Origin of the sequence: Treponema primitia ZAS-2, assembly GCF_000214375.1 — a bacterium.
GTDB classification, from domain to species: Bacteria; Spirochaetota; Spirochaetia; order Treponematales; family Breznakiellaceae; genus Termitinema; species Termitinema primitia.
In genome coordinates, this window is sequence record NC_015578.1 from 2049867 (window position 1) to 2072039 (window position 22173).

The window sequence follows — 22173 nt, forward strand, 5'->3', positions numbered from 1 at the left end:
ATAAAAATGAGAAAGTAAGTTCAGGATAGTGAGGCGAACCTGACCCCCGAAGCACCGTCAAAAGGGACGATATTTTCCTTTCTCATTGCTAATATAGGGGTATTAGGCAGGAAAAATCAAGGCTCTTGCCGTTTCCCCGGATTACCGCTATATTCAAAAAAGAGGTAGAACATGGCCGTCAAGGTAAAAATAGTCCAACCAACCGAAATAAAAGATAAGAAAATCATCCGCGAAATCATAGAGCAGATCCGTAAACCCATAACCCCCGAAGCCCAAAAGCGGCATAAAGAAGAAGAACGGCTAATACGGAAGTTTCTTGAGTAAGCTGCAAAAAAGTTCTTGACTATAATCGAATAATCGTTTATTATAGAAACCATGAGAACAAAGGATGACTCTAAAAAGGAGGCTATTTTTGAGGCAATTATTGACTTGCTGAATGAGATAGGGTTTTCTGAAATAAGCATGTCAAAAATCGGTAAGCGGGCAGGGGTTTCGTCATCGACCCTTTATGTTTACTTTGAGAATAAGGAAGATATGCTTAAAAAGGTGTATCTTGAGATAAAGGGAAAACTAAGAAACACCATGATGCATGGTATTACTGATGATATTCCGATGGAGCACATTGTTGAGCGTCTTGTACGGAATGTCCTAATCTTTGTATTGGAATACAGACGGTATTATCTTTTTCTTGAACAATTCGCTAATTCGCCATTAGTGGGCCTTTGTGAAGATGATGCGATGGAAATGTTCAGGCCCCTTAGAGCCGTTTTCGAGAAAGGAATACAGCAGGGTATATTCAAGCCGGTACCATCATCACTGTTAATCACCTATTGTTATAAACCGGTAGGCGCTGTAGGAAAAACATTGACAGAGAAAAAAGCTTTACCGGAGAAACTTATTAAACAGATTATTCAAATGAGTTGGGATGCAATAAAAGCATAAACAATAGCAGGTTTAGTGTTGTTTATTATCCTATAATAAACGAATGTTCGATTATTATAATTAAAAGAGAGGAGAACATATAAAATGAAAGGCGCTATCTTGTATTTTTCCCTTACCGGAAATACCCGTCTTGCCTGTGAATATATTAAAAATACGGTAACAGGTATTGAATTTGAACTTATCAATATCCGTGACACAAAACCAGACTTACGTGCTTTTCCTTTTATCGGTTTTGCTACCTTTGCCAGCGAATTCAAGGTTGCCCGGTTTGTAAAAAACTATATTGAAGATATGGAAAGCTGCCAAAAGCCGGCGTTTGTATTTACAACCTATGGCCGGAATAATGGGGCTGCAACGAAAATATTGGCCGATATGGTTACCGCTAAGGGTTTTCGGGTTGTCCTGGATCACGCCTTGAATACCCCTGAAAATTATCCGCCAGTGATCCGCCGGGAGCATGGTCATATAGAGAATCCGACCCATTCGCAGATGCTTAAATTTAACCGTTTTATTACGGAATTGTCCGGTATTGCAAAAAAAATTGCAGATGGCGTGGAAGTACCGGAACGAAAAGTAAAAGCGGCTATTCATTACGTCATGTTAAGCCAAACTTTCACCGCCCAAATGATGCAGAAAGGCATGGGGGATAAAAAGGTTGATACGGATCTCTGCCTTTGTTGCGGCAAGTGTGAAAAAACCTGTCCCTATGGATTAGTTACGATTAAGGATCTGCCCGTATTCAATGAATCAGAATGCTGCGGCTGTTTTGCCTGTTACAATCATTGTCCGGTACAGGCGATTTATACTGATAATTACCGACAATTCGCTCATTATCCCAAGCCGATACCACAATTAGTTGAAAAACTGACGATAAAAAATGCCCCTCAAAAGGAGAATGAATTATGAAAAAACTATTTTATGTTGTTTTATTCGCCGTTATAGGATTTTCTATATATGCACAGGAAGTTACTATTGATATGCGGTACAACGTGCTTCGCTCAGAACCAGAGCGGGATTATTTCAAATGGTCAATAGGCAATAAACACATAGACGATGCCTATGATGTCTTAACCGGAGCAAGTAAAACACACTCAACAAGAGAATTTGACGCAGTCCGTTTTGACACATCGATAAACCGAAGATACACACTGCCAAGAGGTATCCGTCATTTAATGTTATTTCCGGTTGCTTCACGTCAGTATACGGATAACTTTTATCTTACCGTACAGGAGGAAGGGCAAAAACTAATAATTCGTTTTATCGTTTATGGCACCGTGTATCACATACAAACAGATGACAATAAAAATATCAATATTGAAAATGCTTGTTTTATGGCAGAGAACATAACAGTAAACAACACCTTAGTCTCTGTATTAAGACCACAATATGTAAGACCAGGGGCTGACGCAAAAAATATGAATGCTATTGATTGGAATAAGATCACTCTTATTCCCGATACCGCGGTTACTAATGCAAGCCGTAAATATTCGGGGACATTAACAGCAGGTTATAATAATGGCATCTTAATTATCAAAGGCGTTTTGACACCTCGCTAATAAAACGGAGGAAAAAGCATGAGTAAAGTATGGTTTATCACTGGTACATCCAGTGGTTTTGGGTTCGCATTTGTAAAGGCCGCCCTTGAACAGGGAGATAATGTCATAGCCGTTTCCAGAAATACGCATCCCTTGTCCATATTGCAGGAAAAATATGGCAACCGCCTACTGGTGGAGAAATTGGATGTTACAAACCGAAAAAAAGTATTTGATGTTGTAAACAGGGCAAAGAATCATTTTGGAAAATTGGATATTGTGCTGTCCAATGCAGGGTATCTCCATTTCGGACCTGTTGAAGAATTGACGGAACAAGAGCTTCGTAACCAGATGGAGACCAATTTCTTTGGTTCGGTCAATGTTATTCAGGCAGTCTTGCCAATTTTACGCGAGCAGGGAGCCGGACATATCCTGCAAGTAACTTCGGTAGGCGGAGTTGTGGCATCTTCTTTCGTGAGCGCCTATCATGCGTCCAAGTATGCGCTTGAAGGTTTTTTGACGGCTATGGCGGCAGAAGTCGAGAAATTCGGTATAAAAACAACCATGATAGAGCCTGGCTCATTCGGGACGAACCTTGTTGGTACATCATCAGTAACAGAAATCCGCTTACCCGCTTACAAAGAAGATTTTGAATTATTCCTTGAGAACAGTAATAATCATATCGGTGAACCTCCTAATAACGCCGCAAAAATTATAATGCGGGTTGTTCAATCGAGAAATCCACCCCGTCATCTGTTAATTGGAAAAGATATTACCGCCATCGTTAAACAGGTATATGAACAAAAACTGGCAGTATGGTCTGAATGGGAAAATGCATAAATAACATTTTCAATGAAGGGATATTAAACTCAAAGTGAGTTAAAAGGAAATGGCACATTCGGAAATCAGTTTAGATCTACAGAAAGCTATACTCAAGACCGCCCTCGATAAAGCGGATTTAATCGAACTTGTAATTTTTTTAGTGTAAACGGTAATCATAGGGGGACTCTGTCTTCCCCATAAATGATTGCGAATTGATTGAGTGCAGCGCCCCAATCCCGTATAGGCATTGTCCATTTTCTGGAAATGTTTTTCAAGCCCATGAAAATTAATTTCACCGCAGCCTCGTCATTCGGGAAAGACTGGCGGTGTTTGATAATTTTTTGAATGGTGTAATTAACCGATTCAATGGCATTGGTAGTATACACCGCCTTCCTGATTTCAGGCGAGAATTTGAAAAATGGTATGACCTCGTTCCACCGGCTCCGCCAGGACTTTGAAATCATCGGGTATTTTTTATCCCACACTTTTGAGAACTCCTCCAGCGCTTCAGCGGCAAGTTCCGCTGAAGGAGCCAGGTAAATAGTTTTGAGGGCGGCGGTCACCGCCTTCCGGTCTTTGTACGGGACAAACCGAACTGAGTTCCGGACCATATGGACGATGCAAAGCTGGACCTCGGTTTTGGGGAACACCGCAGCAATGGCGTCGGGAAAGCCGGTCAGCCCATCGACTGCGGCGAAAAGGATGTCTTGTACCCCCCGGTTTTTGAGCTCATTCATAATGCCCATCCAAAACTTGGCCCCTTCGTTTTGCTCAATCCAGAGCCCTAATAGTTCTTTATGGCCGTCCAAACGTATCGCCAAGGCCAAATAAACGGATTTCTTGACTACCGTAGCCCCATCACGAATATTGACCCGCAGCGCATCCAGGAAAACTACCGGATAAAAGGGCTCAAGAGCCCGCCCCCGCCATTCGGCTGCCAGTTCCTTAACCTCATCGGTTACCCGGCTGATAAGCTCAGGCGAGACGTCAACGGCGTAGATATCCTTGAGGTGATCTTGAATTTGGCGGGTGGTCAGCCCCAGGGCGTACATCGAAAGGATTTTGTCATCAAATCCCCGAAACTCCCGCTGGTGCTTGGGTACAATTTGGGGTTCGAATGTTCCCTCCCGATCCCGGGGAACTTCGACCGGCATCGGCCCATTGTCGGTTCTTAATTCTTTGGTGTTTTTGCCATTCCGGCGATTCGAGATTTGTTTTTCACCCTGGCCGTTTTTCTCATACCCAAGATGCTCGGTCAGCGCGAACCGAAGGTTCGAAGCCTCCATCGTCCGCTCCACCAGCGCTTTGGTCAGCTGTTTCATGATCCCTTCGGGCCCATAAAAGTCATCGGGTCCATGGTAGTCCTTTAGAATTGCATCCAGGACTTCTTTTGAAAAGGCCATACTTGCTCCTTCTAAGTAGTATAGCCGTTTACACTAAATTTGTTACAAGTCCTAGTTAAAACTAATATTACTATTTTTATTATCTATACGATTATATTTTTTGCGGCTATTATGGTTTCGTTGATTTTTAATTCTCTGTCGATATGTAATATAGAGATTATACCCTTAATATTTCAAAATAAAATCTTCAGATAACCTTGCCCTTTACTTTAGGGCTGCGGGCTTCATTAATAATTTATTGTTTTTAATGACATTGATCATTTTTGACCCAATAAATTGGATAAATCAAAAATAACACAAAATGAATGCATAAAGCAAAAAAACGGCACATAACAGGTCTGTATACGCTTCGGGGCTAAAGCCCCTCGGGGTTCCGCTCGCCTAGGTCAGCTTCGCTTCCCACGGCTCACTTCACCCAAATTTTTTTGGCGCAAAATGCTACGCATTTTTTTATCGCGCCAAAAAAACTTCGCATACAGCCGGAACGTTATGCGACATTTTTTGAATTTTTTTATAATAAATTAATTGCACAAATTAAAAAAATAGTGTAGAATCACCATAGGAGATAAAGATGAGAAAAGAAATTAATGGGGAAATAAAAATAAATGGACAAAAAATGCTTGTAAAACAGGTGAAAAAATGGCAGTACAACAACGAGAATGATAATCCATTTGTCTCAAAATTAAATGAAAATCGTTGGAAGGCATTCCTTTCAGTTAAAAAAGGATGGAATACTCTGGATACAGGTGAATTTCTGCCAAAGTTAGATAAAAATTTTGAATATGGTTCGTATTGGGTTCATGAACCTAATCTTAAACTTGATAATTATAAAAATTATATTGTAGGAAAATTTGATACAATCAAAAAAACGAGTTCACAGCCAGAAATTACAGTTGTTGTTTTAAGAGAGGGAATTTCACCGGTAAATTATACATATGCATTATTCTTGCATCAAAAAACTGAATCCAGTATAAACGAATCGTTATTAGTATTTGATTTCAATGAAGATAAAATTTCAAATTTATATATGATTGATCCAGATGTTTATTCATTTGAATCGTATCGAATTGGTATTATAGATACGAATAGTGAACCTAAAATGTTTAAGCATTTCGCATCAAAAGAACGCATCGGTCAAATAATGACTGACAAGGAATTGTTAACTTTTGGTATTGAAATTACTAAAAGTATTCTAAATGAATCCGGGAAGAAAGTTGTTTCAGTAAATACTGCGAATGACGAAAGCTTTCCTGATATTATTTATGAAGATAAAGGTATACAGTATTATGTTAAACTTATCCCGTTTTTACCGCCGGAAAATGATATTAATATTTCATATGGAGAACGTTTTACATTTTCCTGTTTTGCAACAGTACAAAACGCTTATGCTGTTGCTTTACCAATTGGTTTTTACTGTATGGATACTTTTGGTGCTAATCCTATTAGTGGGAGTACATTTGCTATAAAATTTAACAGTGCAATATTTTGCTAATGTAATTAAAAGCAAAAAACGTCGCATAACAGGTCTGTATACGCTTCGCCGCCAGTAGGCGGCTCGGGCTACGAAAAAACGCAGTCGGGCTAAAGCCCTTTGTGCGTTTTTTCTCCGCCACATTTTTGCGGTTGCTGGAACGCTTCACGTTCCTTTATCGCAACCGCAAAAACGTCGTATACAGCCGGAACGTTAGACGAAATTGGGCCTAAAATTTTTGAAAATATAAAAAAAAATACATAAAATACTTGACAATATACTACTTTGGTGGTATAATAGTAGCATGAAAACGAAAACATCTATATCATTATCAAATGAAATTCTTTCCCAGTTGGACATGGTAAACAAAGACGGAAATAGATCTGACTTTATAGAAAAAGCCTTATGGCAATACCTGAAATTGCTAAAAAGGGACTACAGAAACAATAAGGATCTACAAATTATTAACGAAAAATCACTTAGTTTAAACAGAAAAGCAGAAGATGTCCTCATGTATCAGGTAAATATATGAAACGCGGGGAATTATATAGAGTTTATAATGGTTCAAAAAACGATCCTAAAAAATACAGAGTCTTTGTAATTGTTAGCAGGCAAATACTAATTGATTCAAAATTTTCGACAGTAACATGTGCCCCAGTTTATTCTAATTATGATTCAATATCGACGCAAGTTCAAATTGGAATAGAAGAGGGATTAAAACATAAAAGTTCCATACACTGTGATGAATTAATAAGTATCCCAAAAACATTATTGACAAATTATATTGGAATATTATCTGAAGAAAAATTATTTGAATTAAAAGAAGCTTTAACAATAGCCTTAGAAATAGAATATTAGAAATAAAGTACGGCCCAACTTCATCTAACAAAATTGTATACGCTTCGTCGCTCCCTGCGGTCGCTCCTCGGCCTCCACAAAACCCCAGTCGGCGCAGTAGCGCCTTTGTGGGGTTTTGTGGAGGCAAAGTTTGCCAGCCATGGTCTTGCTTCGCAAGCCCTTATTCTGGCTGGCAAACCTTCGTATACAATCAATACGTTATATGAAATTTTTAGAGTGAAAATTGAAGAGAATTAAGAAAGCACATTTATATATGGCAATAATATAGGATAACCTCGTTCCCCATGCCATTGCTTAAAGAAATAATATATGGTAAAATAATAGATATTTTGTTATCGGAGGAAATTATGGACAAAACTGTTGAAAATATCATTGAAAATATTGATTTTTCAATGAAAATGGAAGATATGCCTCTTACAGAAGATGATAAATATCGATTAAGGAACTGTATTACAGGCAAGGTAGACATTAACGAAGTCTTACAGGAAACAATAAAAAAATATACATTAGTTGAGGCATAATTTTGGAAGAATATAATTATACCTATAAAGGTTCCGAAGATTATTGTTATCCCGGAACCAGTATTTTAAAAAATAAATTGGGACTAAAAGAAGATTCTATATTATTAAAGGCTGAACGTGAAATCACAAGTATAAAATTATTGATGCTATATAATATGCCGGTAGAAGGTTTATTTAATTTTGACCATTTTTGTAATATTCATAAAATAATATTTGAAGATATTTATGAATGGGCGGGTAAAATAAGAAAAGGAGAATTTTTGACAAAAGGGAATTCAATATTTTGCCGTGGTCAATATTTAAAGGAAAATGCAGATAAAATATTTACACAACTAAAAGATGAAAAAATATTGCAAAATTTACCAAAAAATAATTTTATCAAACGCTTGGCATATTATATGGGTGAAGTAAATGCTCTACATCCATTTCGAGAAGGAAATGGACGGACATCACGTGAATATTTTAGACAATTATCATTAAATGCTAATTATATTCTTGATTTTAGTAAAACAAATAAAAACGAACTTTTATTGGCCGACATAGAAGCTTTTAATGGTTCTTACGAAAATTTAATAAAAATACTGGCTAAATCAATAAAGATAAAATAAGAAACATCAATTAATAGAAGACTGGATAGTAAAGAAATTGGTTTGGTGGTTGGTGCACTCTAAAAACTTCATATAACAGGTTTGTATGCGCTGCGGGGCTAAAGCCCCTTGGGGTTCCATTCGGCTAGGTCGCCTAAAGGCTCCCACGCCTCATTACACCCAAATTTTGTCCGCCCTGGAAATGCTTCGCATTTCCTTATCCGGGCGGCCAAAACTTCGCATACAACCGGAACGTTATATGAAACGCCCATTGAAATTATTTGCAAAATAGTTTACCATGTTGTAAAGGAAGATAAGCATGAACTTAATAGATTATTTGAAAGATATTAATAAATCAGGTTGTATACAATTACCTAATGGTAGAGACAAAACAATCAAATTATTTTTTACAAATTGTATTAAAAATACATTGCCTAAAAAAGAAATTCTCTGTCAATGGGATAGTTTATTAAACACTTATGTCAATGAACCGAAAGCAATATATTTTATTCGTAGACATCATACTGATTCAAATAATAATTGGAATAATATTCGAAGAGGTTTTTATACAAAATATAATAATGATTTTTGTTATGTATTTTGTGATAATTATTTGGCTCATTATTTTTATATTATGGCTATTAATCAATATGTGCCAGATTATAAAGATTTTTATGACGTAATGACAACCAGGCAATTCCCTTATGGATTTAGAAATACTAAAGAGGAAATTCCATACCAGGCATTTAAAATAGGTAAAAGTGTAAATATTAATAATAATGGCTGGAAATTGGCACATATTTTTTCTGTAAATGACAATTACAATTTTGATTATGAAGAAGATTCTAAAATATTATTTCCTCTTGGAATCCAAGATGAATGGAAAATATACAATGGTTCAAATTATCCTTATAGAAAAATTGACAATGATATAGATTCTATTGATAAAAGTAAAATGAAAGCACATTTTTTACGGCTTGTTCATCCGATTAATTACTTTTTGGTTCCACAGCGAAAGAATGAAACAGATGTTGTAAGTAACAATAATATAGGGGAATATAAAGAATTATTACAATATATGTATTTATATATGCAAGAAAAATATAAAAATATATTTGAAACGTATCAAAAAAACATTTTACTTGATAATTCATATAATACTATTAGGTCAAGCAACTTGGGTGATATAGAGATAGGTATTGAATATGGTTTACAAATAAAAACTACTTCTTCAGTTGTAATGGCAAATGCAAATCAAGTATATAATGAAGGTGATATTATTCGGGCATATTTAAAAGATGGTTTAAGTTTTAGAAAAATTGAGAGCATTATAATGTGTATTAATTCTAAAAATAGGGGAGGCGGATGGGTAACAAAAACAATACTAAATAACTTAGGTATTGAAAACAAACACAAAGGAATATTAAAGAATAAAACTGTTTCTGCAGAAATATTAACTGCTACTGGCAAATATAAACAAACATTAGTGAAATATAAGAATATATTGTAAAGCAATGGGCGCATCATATAACAGGCTGTATACGGTTCGTCGCTTCGCTCCTCCGGTTTCGGTCGCCTAGGTCGTTTCACTCCCACGGCTCTCTCAACCACATTTGGGCGGCACGCATTGCTGCGCAATGCTTTATAGTGCCGCCCAAACGTCGTAAACAGCCGGGTCGTTATGCGAAATCCACGCAAATTTTTTTGAAAATATCAATATACATACTATTGACAATATATTGTAAGTATTGTATAACAATATTTAAGGAGTAAAATGATGTTAAAAGATTTTTTTCAAAATACAAGAAACCCGAAAGGTATAGGTGGTGCCATCATGTTATGGTCAATGAATTGGGGTCATAGTATAATGGCAAAATGGGGGTTAAAATATTTGAATATAAAAAACAATGACATAATTTTAGATATTGGTTGTGGCGGTGGAGCAAATATTCTACGAATGTTAAAGAAGGCATCTGATTTAAAAATATTCAGTATTGATTATTCAGAATTAAGTGTTAAAAAGGCTATAAAATATAATAAAAAAGCAATTAATAAAAATATATGTGAAATAAAAATAGGCAACGTTTCAAATATTCCCTACAATGAAACAACTTTTGATATAGTAACCGCATTTGAAACAACATATTTTTGGCCTGATATTATAAATGATTTAAAAGAAAAATTACGAGTATTAAAATCAGGCGGAACTTTTTTTATTTGTAATGAAGCTGTTAGTGTAGATAATGAAAAAACTCCGTATGAGTATTTTATAAAAATACTTGATTTAAATATTTATTCACCGAATGATTTTGTCAATATATTAACCAAAAGTGGGTTTATTGATATAAATATTAATTTATCAAAAAATAAAAAACTTGTTTGTGTAATAGCAAAGAAAGCATAAGTGTAAAGTGCGTGGACTTCGCATAACAGGACTGTATATGCTTCGCCGCCAGTAGCGCCCTCGGGCTACGAAAAACCGCAGTCGGGCTACGCCCTTTGTGCATTTTTTCTCCGCAATATTTTTACGTTTGCTAGAACGCTTCGCGTTCCTTTATCGCAAACGCAAAAACTTCATATACAGCCGGAACGTTATTTGTAATACGCCCTAAAATTATTTGAAAAATTCACTGAAGAAGACTTGAATAATTCAAAAATACCGTGTATCTTTTAATATAAAGGATAAAGTTGAATGATCAGTGAAGACATTATTAAAGAAGCCCTAAAAATCAGAGAAAATGGGTTTGAAAAAGACAAAGAGATTTCTCCATCACTCGTGATATTTTTACAGCACGGTTGGAAAGTTTTATTATTACCACAAAAAAATATTTAGAATCGGCCATAATTGGTGAAATTGGAAATAATACATTTGACCATAATTTTATATTTGAGAATATGGACCAAAAGGGAGTTTATTGCAACTTTACTTTTCATGAAAAATATATAGTTTTAAGTGATTATGGAAGAGGGATAAAAGAATCATTATCACAAGTTATACCAAATATACAAACTAATATTGAAGCTTTAGAAATTGCTTTTACAAAAAAGATTTCAGGGCGATCCCCGGAACAACGCGGTAATGGATTGAAATTTGTTTCGGAAACGATCCAAAAGGACAATTGGAATTTATTTTTTCAATCTGGTAATGGATATTGTCGTATAGATAAAGATGGCATAAAATATTCAAAGAGCGCCTTTCTTATATCAGGATGTTTGGCAATTCTTAATTTTGACGGAGGTAAGTGATCATGAATATAAGAATACAAAATTTTGGAGAAAATCTTCTCAATAGGCCATCAGGGCGGGAAGCCTTTTTAATGGCAAAGGCATATATTTTTAAAGATATAAAACCGACCGAAGAAATTGTATTGGATTTTGAGGAGATAAAAGTTATGACACCTTCTTGGCTGGATGAATTCATAACAGGAATAAAAACGGAATTTAATAATGAATTAAAATATATTAACACAGAAAATCCATCAGTTAGTGCGTCATTAAAGACTATATTGGTATAAAACGGGCGTGTTGCACATAACAGGTCTGTATACGCTTCGGGGCTAAAGCCCTTATTCGGGCTTGCAAAACGTCGTAAACAACCGGAATGTTATGCTAAATACGATTTTTAACCAAAAATATAAAACAGTACAATATTCTGTATAAAGTATTGACCTAATCAAAATATTGTACTATATTCAGTATGCGAGGTATATTATGATAGATTTAGTTCAGAATATTAAACCGATTTCTTATGTAAAAGCTCATACTACAGAAATTGTTAAGAATGTAGGAGAAACAAAATCTCCTATAATAATAACGCAAAACGGTGAGGCAAAAGCGGTAATTATAGACATTGATAGTTATCAAAGGACATTAAATGCCATAAATCTGCTAAAATTATTGAGTTTTAGTGAAATTGACATAAAAAATGGTAATGTCGTGACCCATGAAAATGCAAAAAAGCGTTTTGAAAAAACATTAGGCAGAAAATAAAATGCGGAAAATTATTTGGGCAAAACATGGTGAAAATGCCTTCGATAATATTTTAAAATATATCATAGAAAATTCTGGATCAATTAATGCAAGTAAAGTATATGATGAAATCATAGGTAAAATTGAACTATTAAAATCAGAAAGGGTTACAACCAGAAAATCACAAGAATTATTAGAAATTGGTATTAATGATGTTTTTGAAATAAATGTAAAACCATGGAAAATATATTATAAAATATTAAATAACAATAAATTAATATCAATACAATATATATTGGATACAAGAAGAAATATAGAAGAAGTATTATTAAATTTGGTAATAGAAAATAAAATATAAATAAAAATCGTACAGGGGTCGTGATATTTAATCGTGCCCTCATAGCATAGCGTGAAGAACTTATAATTTTTTTAGTGTAAACGGTAAATCATAGGGGAACTCTGTCTTCCCCGTAAATGATTGCGAATTGATTGAGGGCAGCGCCCCAATCCCGTATAGGCATTGTCCATTTTCTGGAAATGTTTTTCAAGCCCATAAAAATTAATTTCACCGCAGCCTCGTCATTCGGGAAAGACTGGCGGTGTTTGATAATTTTTTGAATAGTGTAATTAACCGATTCAAGAACTTGTAATTTTTTTAGTGTAAACGGTAATCATAGGGGGACTCTGTCTTCCCCGTAAATGATTGCGAATTGATTGAGGGCAGCGCCCCAATCCCGTATAGGCATTGTCCATTTTCTGGAAATGTTTTTCAAGCCCATAAAAATTAATTTCACCGCAGCCTCATCGTTTGGGAAAGACTGGCGGTGTTTGATAATTTTTTGAATCGTGTAATTAACCGATTCAATGGCATTGGTAGTATACACCGCCTTCCTGATTTCAGGTGGGAATTTGAAAAACGGTATGACCTCGTTCCACCGGCTCCGCCAGGACTTTGAAATCATCGGGTATTTTTTATCCCACACTTTTGAGAACTCGTCCAGCGCTTCGGCGGCAAGTTCCGCTGAAGGAGCCAGGTAAATAGTTTTGAGGCTGGCTGTCACCGCCTTCCGGTCTTTGTAGGGGACAAACCGAACTGAGTTTCGGACCATATGGACGATGCAAAGCTGGACCTCGGTTTTGGGGAACACCGCGGCAATGGCGTCGGGAAAACCGGTCAGCCCATCGACGGCGGCGAAGAGGATGTCCTGTACCCCCCGGTTTTTGAGTTCATTCATAATGCCCATCCAAAACTTGGCCCCTTCGTTCTGCTCAATCCAGAGCCCTAACAGCTCTTTCTGGCCGTCCAAACGTATCGCCAAGGCCAAATAAACGGATTTCTTGACTACCGCAGCCCCATCGCGGATATTGACCCGCAGCGCATCCAGGAAAACTACCGGGTAAAAGGGCTCAAGAGCCCGCCCCCGCCATTCGGCTGCCAGTTCCTTAACCTCATCGGTTACCCGGCTGATAAGCTCAGGCGAGACGTCAACCGCGTAGATATCCTTGAGGTGATCTTGAATCTGGCGGGTAGTAAGCCCAAGGGCGTACATCGAAAGGATTTTGTCATCGAACCCCCGAAACTCCCGCTGGTGTTTGGGAACAATTTGAGGCTCGAATGTCCCCTCCCGATCACGTGGGACTTCGACCGGCATCGGCCCGTGGTCGGTCCTCAGCTCTTTGCTGTTTTTGCCATTCCGGCGGTTCGAGATTTGTTTTTCACCCGGGTCGCTTTTCTCATACCCAAGATGCTCGGTCAGCTCAGCCTCCATCGTCCGCTCCACCAGCGCTTTGGTCAGCTGCTTCATGATCCCTTCGGGCCCGTAAAAGTCATCGGGCCCATGGTAGTCCTTCAAAATCTCGTCCAGGACTTCTTTTGAAAAGGCCATACTTGCTCCTTCTAGGTAGTATAGCCGTTTACACTAATTTTGTTACAGGCTCCGATTCAATGGCATTGGTGGTATACACTGCCTTCCGGTCTTTGTACGGGACAAACCGAACTGAGTTCCGGACCATGTGGACGATGCAAAGCTGAACTTCGGTTTTGGGGAACACTGCGGCGATAGCATCGGGAAAGTCGGTCAGCCCGTCGACGGCGGCAAGGAGGATGTCCGTTATCCCCCGGTTTTTGAGCTCATTCATGATACCCATCAAGAGGGGAACCTTCACTGCTTCGCAGTTCGGTTGAGGAGCCAGAACTTGGCCCCTTCATTTTGCTCAATCCAGAGCCCTAATAGTTCTTTATGGCCGTCCAAACGTATCGCCAAGGCCAAATAAACGGATTTCTTGACTACCATAGCCCCATCACGGATGTTGACCCGCAGCGCATCCAGGAAAACTACCGGATAAAAGGGCTCAAGGGCCCGCCCCCGCCATTCGGCTGCCAGTTCCTTAACCTCATCGGTTACCCGGCTGATAAGCTCAGGCGAGACGTCAACGGCGTAAATGTCCTTGAGGTGATCTTGAATCTGGCGGGTGGTCAGCCCCAGGGCGTACACCGAAAGGATTTTGTCATCAAATCCCCGAAACTCCCGCTGGTGCTTGGGTACAATTTGGGGTTCGAATGTCCCCTCCCGATCCCGGGGAACTTCGACCGGCATCGGCCCGTGGTCGGTCCTCAACTCTTTGGTGTTTTTGCCATTCCGGCGATTCGAGATTTGTTTTTCACCCTGGTCGTTTTTCTCATACCCAAGATGCTCGGTCAGTGCGAACCGAAGGTTCGAAGCCTCCATCGTCCGCTCCACCAGCGCTTTGGTCAGCTGTTTCATGATCCCTTCGGGCCCATAAAAATCGTCGGGTCCATGGTAGTCCTTCAGAATTGCATCAAGGACTTCTTTTGAAAAGGCCATACTTGCTCCTTCTAAGTAGTATGGCCGTTTACACTAATTTTGTTACAAGTCCTCGATAACCGCCCAGTTCTACCCGGCCCCGTGCAAATAGACACTCGCCTTCCCACTCACGTTCTCAAACTTCAGTTTATTCTTCAGTGTAAAAAACACATATGCAAGAAAGCCGGCTGCTACGCGGCTTGCTCATCATAGTTTACCACTGCAATTTCAGTTACAACTGTTTTTTTAATAGAGGAGACGATTTGTTCCAATTTTCCTGCAACAGTATTACTGTAGGAAGTTTCTCCGCATTGGGTACATACCTGGGAAGGAACATTTTTTATAATAATTATACAACTACCCAGGTCCACCATAAAAGTAGAATGGTCGTTTTCAAGCGAGCCTTTACACATAAAGCAAGTCATATTTCATTCCCCTTGCGTTTTCTAAAATCATCGGACCATTCGGCCCATTAAAGGTTATTACCTCTGCAAAGCTCCTTTATGGTATCCAAATTCACAGTCTAGTATAGCCCAAAACTTCGAATAGCCAAGAAGACAGAAGGAAGCGCCCATAAAACCGCCTTCCTGTCGGAAATAGCGCCTGACGCCCCCCCACCCAGTTGGGAGGCGAGGGTATTGCCCCCCTCCTTGTCAGTAACCCAATACAATTGTCATAAAATGCCTATCCTGAGCCAATTGAGACTAAACAAACTAAAAATAGTAGTATACTATACTAACCGATACGATGAAGGATTATACCGTTAAGGCCCTGACGCCGGACAGTTTTTTCTCAAAGCCCGTCTTCCTGGATCAGGAATTTATCATAGCCGCTCCGGAAATGGCCCTGGGGGATTCCGTGATCCGGGCCTTGCTGGAGTGGGGTTTCCAGACCATACAGAGCGAGGGCGAGCCCCGGGACGAGTACGCCGCCGAAGAAGTTCAGGATAGCCCCGGGGACCAGGAGGTAAATACCTCCCCACTGTCCCTCAAGATGAAAATAAGCGGGGACAGCGAACAGATAAGACGAGCCGAAATTTTTTATAACGCTTTCCGGAGCTATGTGGAATCCCTCTTTGCCCAGATGTCCATCAATATTCCCCCCAAGTTTAATGAGATTGCGGAAAGGATTAAGGCCCTCTGCGATACTATTAAAAAAGACCGCCGGCATCTGCTGTACCTGGCCCTTAATTCTACCCAAAAAAACATCGATTCGGAACAAAACTACCTGGCCTCCCACGCGGTGAAGTCCACCATCCTGGCCCTGATCATTGGGTCATACCTCAAACTCACCAGCCACCGGCTTATAGAGCTGGGGGTCGCTGCGGTGCTCCACGAGGCGGGGATGCTCAGCCTCCCTCCCCAGGTGTACATGAACGAGCGGTCCCTGACGGCGGAGGAGCAGAAAGCCATACTAACCCACCCCATACTGGGCTTCAATATCCTCAAATCCTTTAACCTCCCTCTCTCGGTGACCATCGCCGCATTGGAACACCATGAACGGGAAAACGGCGCCGGTTACCCCCGGCGACTTACGGGGGACAAGATCAGCCTCTACGCTAAGATCATCGCCGTAGTCTGTTCCTACGAAGCCCAGACCAGCAAGCGGCCCCATAAGACGGCTAAGGATGGCTTCGAGGGGATGGTGGACCTCCTCAAAAATGAGGGGAAACAGTACGACGATACAGTTATCCGGGCCCTGGTTTTCTCCCTTTCCGTCTACCCCATCGGGCTGTACGTACTCCTCTCCAACGGACGGAAAGGCCAGGTGGTGGATGTGAACCCCGAAACCCCCCGGTACCCTATCGTGCAAATACTCGGGGCGTTGACCCCGGATGGAAAAATCAGAACCCTGGAAACATCCCAGAACGGCGTGCACATCGTCCGCCCCCTGGTCCGGGACGAGTTGGGATAAAAACATGGATGACCCCTTACCTGCTACTGCTATTATAATACTGCTCCTCCTCCTGGTGAGCAGCTTTTTCACCCTGGCCGAAAGTGCCCTCCTGGGTTCCCGCAAAAGCCGCCTCCGGACAAAGACCGAGGAGGGGGATAAAAAAATCAAACCCGCCCTGGAAGCGGCGGACAATCCGGATTCCCTCCTTTCGGCCCTCCGTATGGGGATTATTTTTATTGATATATTGGCCGGTGCCCTGGGGGTCATTTTGTCCCTAGGGATACTACCCCGGTTTGTGCCGGCAGACATCGCCGACCGGGGAATCCCGGGCTTTGCAGGGGGCACTGCGCTGGGTTACTTCGCCCTGCCCTCCCTGATAAGCGCTCTTGTGATCACCATAATCGCAGTAATACTGCGCGGTTCCCTGGCAAGGCACCTTGCCAGGAAGGACCCGGAAACCATACTCCTCTATTCCCTGCCCCTGATCCGCATCATCAGGGTACTCTTTACCCCCCTGCTGTTCATCGGCGCCCATATATCCTCCCTGGTGCTCCGTATCCTCCGTATCGATCCTATGACTGATCCGGGTATGACCGAAGACGAACTGCGTTTGGCCCTTCAGGAAGGGGAAAAGTCGGGCATTGTGGAGAGCGAAGAGCGGACCATGGTGGAGGGGGTTTTCTACCTGGGGGATCGGCCTGTGGGAACCTTTATGACCCACCGATCGGAAATCCAGTGGCTGGACATTGATACGGAAGCAGAAAAAGTGCGTGCCATGGCCCTTGAGTACCAGGCGCAGCGATTCTTCCCGGTAGCTTCGGGAACCCTGGATGCGGTGGTGGGGGTGGTTTCGGTCCAGGACATACTCCTGGCGCTGCTGGAAAATTCCTGGGAGGGCCTTAAGTCCATCATGGGCCCACCCCATTTTGTCCCGGAGACCATGTCATCCCTCAAGGCCTTTGAAGCCTTTAAGAAGGGGGATTCAAACATCCTGTTTATCATCGATGAATACGGCGGTTTTGCAGGTATTTTGACCGTGCGGGATCTGATTGAGGAGATCGTGGGCGAACTTTCCGCCACCGCCGCTGAGGATGAGCCTATCCTGGCCCAGGAAGACGGCAGCTACCTGGTGGATGGCAATGTGAACATCGACGACATTGCGGAGATACTCCCCATTGCGGGGCTTCCGGAGGATCCCCAGGAATACCACACCCTGGCAGGTTTCATCCTGGAACTGGCCGGGGAAATTCCCCGTACCGGCGCAGTATTTGACTGGAATGGCTACCGATTCAAGGTGGTGGATATGGACGGGAACCGGATAGATAAACTGTTGATAGAAAAAGTGGTGAATGAAGATAAACCACACGAATGAAGATGAAACATCATTCTTCCTCATCCGCCTCGGGTACGCAGACCTTTCCCCCGTATAATTCCTTAGGGTACACCGCGATCCCCAGCTTTTTTTCCAATTTGGAAAGGTTCCGCAAGTCCCCCTCGTCTCCGATAGTGGCCATGACGCCCCGTTTGCCCGCCCTGGCGGTCCGACCCGCCCGGTGAATGTAGGCGTCCGGGTCCTCCCCGGTGTCTAGGGCGATGATGTGGGTCAGGTCCGGTATATCCAGGCCCCGGGCGGCAAGATCGCTGGCCACCAGGACCAGGGCGCGGCCGCTGCGGAAGTCGTCCATGGCCTGCTTGCGCATCTTTTTATCCATGTCCCCGAAAAGGCCCAGGGCGGGAATTTTGTGGTGCTGGAGCTTGGTGACGATATTCCCCACCTGGGCAGTCCGGGCGGTAAAGACCAGGGCTTTTCGTGGATGGGCAGCCGCTAAAAAAGACCGGAGCACACCGATCTTGTCCCGCTCTTCGCTGAAAAATGCCCAATGCTCAATCATATCCCGGAGTATCACGTTTTCAGCGGACTCCTCCACAAACACCGGTTCCCCCATGAGGGGGAGGATCCGGTCCCGGCATTTTACGGGCAGGGTGGCGGAACAGGCGGCGCTCAACGGGTCTCCCCGTATCAGGGAGCACAGATCCCGGGTGTCACCGTAGAGTTCTTCCGCTGTAAGCCGGTCCGCCTCGTCAAATACCAGAAATTGCAGGTTCAGCCGGAGTTTCCCCATTTGGGCCAATTGGTGTACCCTCCCGGGGTTGCCCACCACCAGCAGGGGGCGGTCCTTTTTCAGCATATCTATCTGTCGCCCCATGGCTGCGGACCCAATCAGGAGGCTTGCCTTAAAGGGGGTCTCCTGGAGCAAAAAATCCGCCTCCTGCTTTATCTGGGAACAGAGTTCGTAGGTGGGGGCCAGGATCAGCGCCGCCGGCCCCCGGGCTGTGCCGTCCCCTTCCATCAGGGTCTGGAGTATGGGGATCAGGTAGGCAAAGGTTTTCCCCGTCCCGGTGGGGGAACAGAACAGCGCCCGTTCCCCCCGGAGCATCCGGGGTATCACCCGCTTCTGTATCTCCACCGGTTCCCGGATACCACGCTCTTTTAAGCGTTCAATAAAAAAGGGGCCCACCCCGAGCCCCGAAAACCCGCCATCTTCATTACTCACATCGTTCCCCTCATCTTTTCCGGTATTCTTCGTACAGGGCAATCATGGATTCGATGAACCGTTCCACCGAATAGTTCCGGGATATTTCCACAGAACGGAGGCCCATGCGCCGCCGCTCTCCGGGATCAGAGAGTACTTCCACTGCTTTTTCCCAAAGAAACTTGTCGTCCCCTATGGCCCAGCCATTGTCCCCATTAATAACCATATCCTCAATACTGAGGTCCGCAGCGGCCACCACCGGGAGCCCCGAAGCCATGGCCTCAATAAAGGTGATGGGATGTACCTCGCTGTGGGAGGCGCTCATGAAAATCTGCGGCGGAATAGATCAGCATTATTTCATCCGGCCAATGGAGGTAGCCCGTAAAGACCACCGCGCGGCTGATACCCATCTCATTGCCCTGGGCTTCCAGTTCCCGGTGATCCGGGCCGTCCCCCACCAGAACCAGTTTTGCCTTGGGACGGCGGGCCAGGATTTCCTTAAAATTTTCCAGCAGGGTATAGACGTTCTTCTCAATACCCAGACGGCCTACAAAAACTATCACCTCATCATCCGGGGCAATATTGAAGCGCTTCCTCATGGCAGCCGCATCCTGATCTATACTGGCCGAGCGCTCCCAAAAATGGGTAAGCTCTATGCCGTTTGGTATGATCCGCACCGGTCTGGGGTATTTAATCATATCCATATAATTTTTGATCTTCTTGGACGGGGCAACAATACAACGCTGGCTCCTGAGCACATGCCGTGTATAGGCGGAAAGGTTCTTTTTAAAGAACAGCTCTATAAGCAGGGGGGCATAATAAATATAGTCCGGATAGTAGGTGTGAAAGGTATGTACCGCAGGGATATTCAGCTTCCGGCTGACCTGGCGGGAAGCAAGGTAGAGGCTGAATTCCGAATGGGTATGGATAATATCCAGGTTCAGGGGCCGGGCTATATCAATGACCTGTTTTTCAATGAAAACCCCGACCCGGTGCTGGGGTTCGCTGGGAAACTGAAAAGAAGCGACCCGGAACACCCCTTCCTCGGGCACGGCATTGGGATGCTGTACCGTAAAAATATAGGCCCGGTGCCCCCGTTTTTCTAATTCACTCTTCAAGGTCCTAACCACCGTAACCACCCCGTTTACCTGGGGGGTATAGGTGTCAGTGAAGATACCAATATTCATAATCCGCTAATCCTCCGATACATCTTCAGTATAACGTTTTTTTTCCGCCACTTCTACAAATATCTGGAACAAAAACCATATTTCAAATATACTTACGTTTATTCTGTTAAAAAGTCCAAAAATTCTTTCTTAAGGAGCGGTTCCAATGATCGGAATCATTTTTCTGGTGGTATTCCTTGCATTAATGACCGGAATCGGCATCTGGGGTATGAAAAAGACTAAAACCCTGGGGGATTTCTTTTTAGGCGGCCGCAGCCTGGGCCCCTGGGTTTCTGCGGTGGCCTACGGAACATCCTATTTTTCGGCGGTTATTTTTATCGGCTTTGCCGGAACCCAGGGCTGGCAATTCGGGCTTAACGCCCTGTGGATAGCCCTGGGCAACGCCGTTATCGGCGCGGGGGCGGCCTGGCTGGTGCTGGCCCGGCGGACCCGGCGCATCACCCAAAACCTGGACGCCATGACCATGCCTGAATACCTCCAGGAACGCTACGGGGCAAAACACCTCAAACCAGTGGCGGCTTCGATAATTTTCTTCTTCCTGCTGCCCTATTCGGCCTCGGTATTTAAGGGCTTGGGCCATCTATTTGAAAAGGTTTTTGGCATACCCTACGATCTGGCCCTGCTGATCATGATCGCCTTTACGGGGATTTACCTGATCCTGGGGGGCTATTTCGCCATCGCCATCACCGACTTTATCCAGGGTATCATCATGTTTGCCGGGGCGGCGATCATGATCCTGGTCCTTTCCGGCCAAGGGGGCGGCTACTTTGAGATGATACGCAAGGTGGCGGAAAACTACGCCATCCATGTGCCCCCGGCAAACCAACCCTCGACGCTGACGGTGATCTCCCTGGTGTTCATGACCAGCTTCGGCACCTGGGGACTTCCCCAGATGACCCAGAAATTCTACGCCATTAAAAACGAAGCGGTGATCCCCAAGGCGGCCATAGTCACCACGGTTTTCGCCCTGATGATAGGCTTTGCCGCCTATTCCACCGGCGTTTTTGCCCACGTGTTCTTCGACCTGACCACGGTGCCAAGAACCGCCGCCGGGGGGATCAACTACGACCTCATCGTCCCCACCCTGCTCACTGCCCACCTGCCAGAGCTGCTCCTGGCCCTGATCATGCTCCTGGTACTTTCCGCCTCCATGTCCACCCTATCCTCTCTGGTTCTGGTCTCCTCCTCCTCGGTGGCCATTGACATGAATCCCAACCGGGTAAACGTCAAAACCGGCAAAGACAATTCGGTAGCCATGATGCGCCTCCTGTCGGGGGTCTTTATCATCATCTCCTACTTTATCTCCCGGTTCCAGATCAGCATCATCGTGTACCTCATGTCCCTGAGCTGGGGCGCGGTCTCCGGCTCCTTTGCGGCCCCCTACATACTCAGCCTCTACTCCAAAAAGGTCACCAAGGCCGGAGCATACGCAGGGCTCCTCACGGGGCTGGGGGTAGAAATCGCGCTGTTCTTTATCCTGGGCGCTTCCCGGTCCCCATTGACGGCGTCTATTGCCATTGTGGTCCCCTTTATCGTGGTACCCGTAGTATCACTGTTCACCGCGCCGCCGGATAAGGCCCTGCTGGACAAGGCTTTCCAAGGAGTATGAGGCGGTATCATAAAGGG

General features: G+C 43.2%; 24 protein-coding genes and 3 pseudogenes. 20 read left to right on the top strand and 7 right to left on the bottom strand.

Features of this window, described 5'->3' with window-relative positions:
• The first annotated feature begins 171 nt into the window (after nt 1-171).
• The 5 genes from TREPR_RS18615 (at nt 172) to TREPR_RS09080 (ending at nt 3314) form a co-directional block, all read left to right on the top strand.
• On the top strand, nt 172-324 hold the full coding sequence (locus TREPR_RS18615; protein ID WP_015708004.1) for a hypothetical protein: 153 nt from the start codon (nt 172-174) through the stop codon (nt 322-324).
• Nucleotides 325-375: 51 nt separating this feature from the next.
• Complete coding sequence (locus TREPR_RS09065) at nt 376-942, top strand: TetR/AcrR family transcriptional regulator (protein WP_015708005.1); 567 nt, start codon at nt 376-378, stop codon at nt 940-942.
• Between the two features lie 84 nt (nt 943-1026).
• Nucleotides 1027-1848, top strand: coding sequence for an EFR1 family ferrodoxin (locus TREPR_RS09070; RefSeq protein ID WP_015708006.1), 822 nt, complete (start codon nt 1027-1029; stop codon nt 1846-1848).
• Nucleotides 1845-2498 (top strand): hypothetical protein, encoded by a 654-nt coding sequence (locus TREPR_RS09075; RefSeq protein ID WP_015708007.1) that lies wholly within the window; start codon nt 1845-1847, stop codon nt 2496-2498. The genes TREPR_RS09070 and TREPR_RS09075 overlap by 4 nt, the downstream gene beginning before the upstream one ends.
• 18 nt (nt 2499-2516) lie before the next feature.
• The gene (locus TREPR_RS09080) at nt 2517-3314 is read left to right on the top strand and encodes an SDR family NAD(P)-dependent oxidoreductase (RefSeq protein ID WP_015708008.1); all 798 of its coding nucleotides are present in this window, start codon (nt 2517-2519) and stop codon (nt 3312-3314) included.
• Nucleotides 3315-3469: 155 nt separating this feature from the next.
• Here TREPR_RS09080 and TREPR_RS09085 read toward each other — a convergent pair whose 3' ends face one another.
• Nucleotides 3470-4699 (bottom strand): IS256 family transposase, encoded by a 1230-nt coding sequence (locus TREPR_RS09085; RefSeq protein ID WP_015708009.1) that lies wholly within the window; start codon nt 4697-4699, stop codon nt 3470-3472.
• Between the two features lie 571 nt (nt 4700-5270).
• Here TREPR_RS09085 and TREPR_RS09090 point away from each other — a divergent pair.
• The 12 genes from TREPR_RS09090 to TREPR_RS09140 all read left to right on the top strand — a co-directional run bounded on the left by TREPR_RS09090 (nt 5271) and on the right by TREPR_RS09140 (nt 12463).
• Entirely contained in the window at nt 5271-6191 is a 921-nt protein-coding gene (locus TREPR_RS09090; protein WP_015708010.1) for a hypothetical protein, read from the top strand.
• Nucleotides 6192-6474: 283 nt separating this feature from the next.
• Nucleotides 6475-6702, top strand: coding sequence for a ribbon-helix-helix domain-containing protein (locus tag TREPR_RS09095; RefSeq protein WP_015708011.1), 228 nt, complete (start codon nt 6475-6477; stop codon nt 6700-6702).
• Nucleotides 6699-7028 (top strand): type II toxin-antitoxin system PemK/MazF family toxin, encoded by a 330-nt coding sequence (locus TREPR_RS18195; protein ID WP_015708012.1) that lies wholly within the window; start codon nt 6699-6701, stop codon nt 7026-7028. The genes TREPR_RS09095 and TREPR_RS18195 overlap by 4 nt, the downstream gene beginning before the upstream one ends.
• A 284-nt stretch (nt 7029-7312) precedes the next feature.
• Nucleotides 7313-7549, top strand: coding sequence for a hypothetical protein (locus TREPR_RS09100; RefSeq protein WP_015708014.1), 237 nt, complete (start codon nt 7313-7315; stop codon nt 7547-7549).
• Nucleotides 7550-7551: 2 nt separating this feature from the next.
• Entirely contained in the window at nt 7552-8157 is a 606-nt protein-coding gene (locus tag TREPR_RS09105; protein ID WP_015708015.1) for a Fic/DOC family protein, read from the top strand.
• A gap of 298 nt (nt 8158-8455) precedes the next feature.
• Nucleotides 8456-9646 carry a hypothetical protein gene (locus TREPR_RS09115; RefSeq protein WP_148257273.1) on the top strand — a complete coding sequence of 397 codons (1191 nt, stop codon included), beginning with the start codon at nt 8456-8458 and terminating at the stop codon, nt 9644-9646.
• Between the two features lie 264 nt (nt 9647-9910).
• Nucleotides 9911-10540 carry a class I SAM-dependent methyltransferase gene (locus TREPR_RS09120; protein WP_041611107.1) on the top strand — a complete coding sequence of 210 codons (630 nt, stop codon included), beginning with the start codon at nt 9911-9913 and terminating at the stop codon, nt 10538-10540.
• Between the two features lie 288 nt (nt 10541-10828).
• A complete protein-coding gene (locus TREPR_RS18945) occupies nt 10829-10969 on the top strand; it encodes a hypothetical protein (protein WP_015708018.1) in 141 nt (46 codons plus the stop codon).
• On the top strand, nt 10933-11382 hold the full coding sequence (locus TREPR_RS09125) for a hypothetical protein (protein WP_245534711.1): 450 nt from the start codon (nt 10933-10935) through the stop codon (nt 11380-11382). Before TREPR_RS18945 ends, TREPR_RS09125 begins: the two co-directional genes overlap by 37 nt.
• Before the next feature lie 2 nt (nt 11383-11384).
• Nucleotides 11385-11651, top strand: a complete 267-nt coding sequence (locus TREPR_RS09130; protein ID WP_015708019.1) for an STAS-like domain-containing protein — start codon at nt 11385-11387, stop codon at nt 11649-11651.
• Nucleotides 11652-11847: 196 nt separating this feature from the next.
• The gene (locus tag TREPR_RS09135; RefSeq protein ID WP_015708020.1) at nt 11848-12126 is read left to right on the top strand and encodes a type II toxin-antitoxin system Phd/YefM family antitoxin; all 279 of its coding nucleotides are present in this window, start codon (nt 11848-11850) and stop codon (nt 12124-12126) included.
• Nucleotide 12127: 1 nt separating this feature from the next.
• Entirely contained in the window at nt 12128-12463 is a 336-nt protein-coding gene (locus TREPR_RS09140) for a type II toxin-antitoxin system RelE/ParE family toxin (protein ID WP_015708021.1), read from the top strand.
• A gap of 88 nt (nt 12464-12551) precedes the next feature.
• On the opposite strand, the pseudogene TREPR_RS18950 reads toward TREPR_RS09140, so the two are convergent.
• From TREPR_RS18950 to TREPR_RS09155, 4 genes and pseudogenes are all read right to left on the bottom strand, one after another.
• Nucleotides 12552-12746 (bottom strand): annotated as a pseudogene (locus TREPR_RS18950) (IS256 family transposase); the annotation flags it as partial.
• A 30-nt stretch (nt 12747-12776) separates the two neighbouring features.
• Nucleotides 12777-13991, bottom strand: coding sequence for an IS256 family transposase (locus tag TREPR_RS09145; RefSeq protein ID WP_015707812.1), 1215 nt, complete (start codon nt 13989-13991; stop codon nt 12777-12779).
• A gap of 76 nt (nt 13992-14067) precedes the next feature.
• A pseudogene (locus tag TREPR_RS19145) lies at nt 14068-14951 on the bottom strand (IS256 family transposase); the annotation flags it as partial.
• A 170-nt stretch (nt 14952-15121) separates the two neighbouring features.
• Nucleotides 15122-15355, bottom strand: coding sequence for a type II toxin-antitoxin system MqsA family antitoxin (locus tag TREPR_RS09155; protein WP_015708023.1), 234 nt, complete (start codon nt 15353-15355; stop codon nt 15122-15124).
• Between the two features lie 322 nt (nt 15356-15677).
• Between TREPR_RS09155 and TREPR_RS09160 the strand changes: the two genes are divergently transcribed.
• Nucleotides 15678-16844 carry an HD-GYP domain-containing protein gene (locus TREPR_RS09160; RefSeq protein ID WP_015708024.1) on the top strand — a complete coding sequence of 389 codons (1167 nt, stop codon included), beginning with the start codon at nt 15678-15680 and terminating at the stop codon, nt 16842-16844.
• Between the two features lie 4 nt (nt 16845-16848).
• Nucleotides 16849-18198: a hemolysin family protein gene (locus tag TREPR_RS09165; RefSeq protein ID WP_015708025.1), complete on the top strand. Its 1350-nt coding sequence runs from the start codon at nt 16849-16851 to the stop codon at nt 18196-18198.
• A 10-nt stretch (nt 18199-18208) separates the two neighbouring features.
• Here TREPR_RS09165 and TREPR_RS09170 read toward each other — a convergent pair whose 3' ends face one another.
• Together TREPR_RS09170 and TREPR_RS19265 are read right to left on the bottom strand one after the other, a co-directional pair.
• Nucleotides 18209-19381, bottom strand: coding sequence for a DEAD/DEAH box helicase (locus TREPR_RS09170; protein ID WP_015708026.1), 1173 nt, complete (start codon nt 19379-19381; stop codon nt 18209-18211).
• A gap of 10 nt (nt 19382-19391) precedes the next feature.
• Nucleotides 19392-20547, bottom strand: a pseudogene (locus TREPR_RS19265) (glycosyltransferase family 4 protein).
• Between the two features lie 145 nt (nt 20548-20692).
• Here TREPR_RS19265 and TREPR_RS09180 point away from each other — a divergent pair.
• On the top strand, nt 20693-22156 hold the full coding sequence (locus TREPR_RS09180) for a sodium:solute symporter family protein (RefSeq protein ID WP_015708027.1): 1464 nt from the start codon (nt 20693-20695) through the stop codon (nt 22154-22156).
• Nucleotides 22157-22173: the final 17 nt, after the last annotated feature.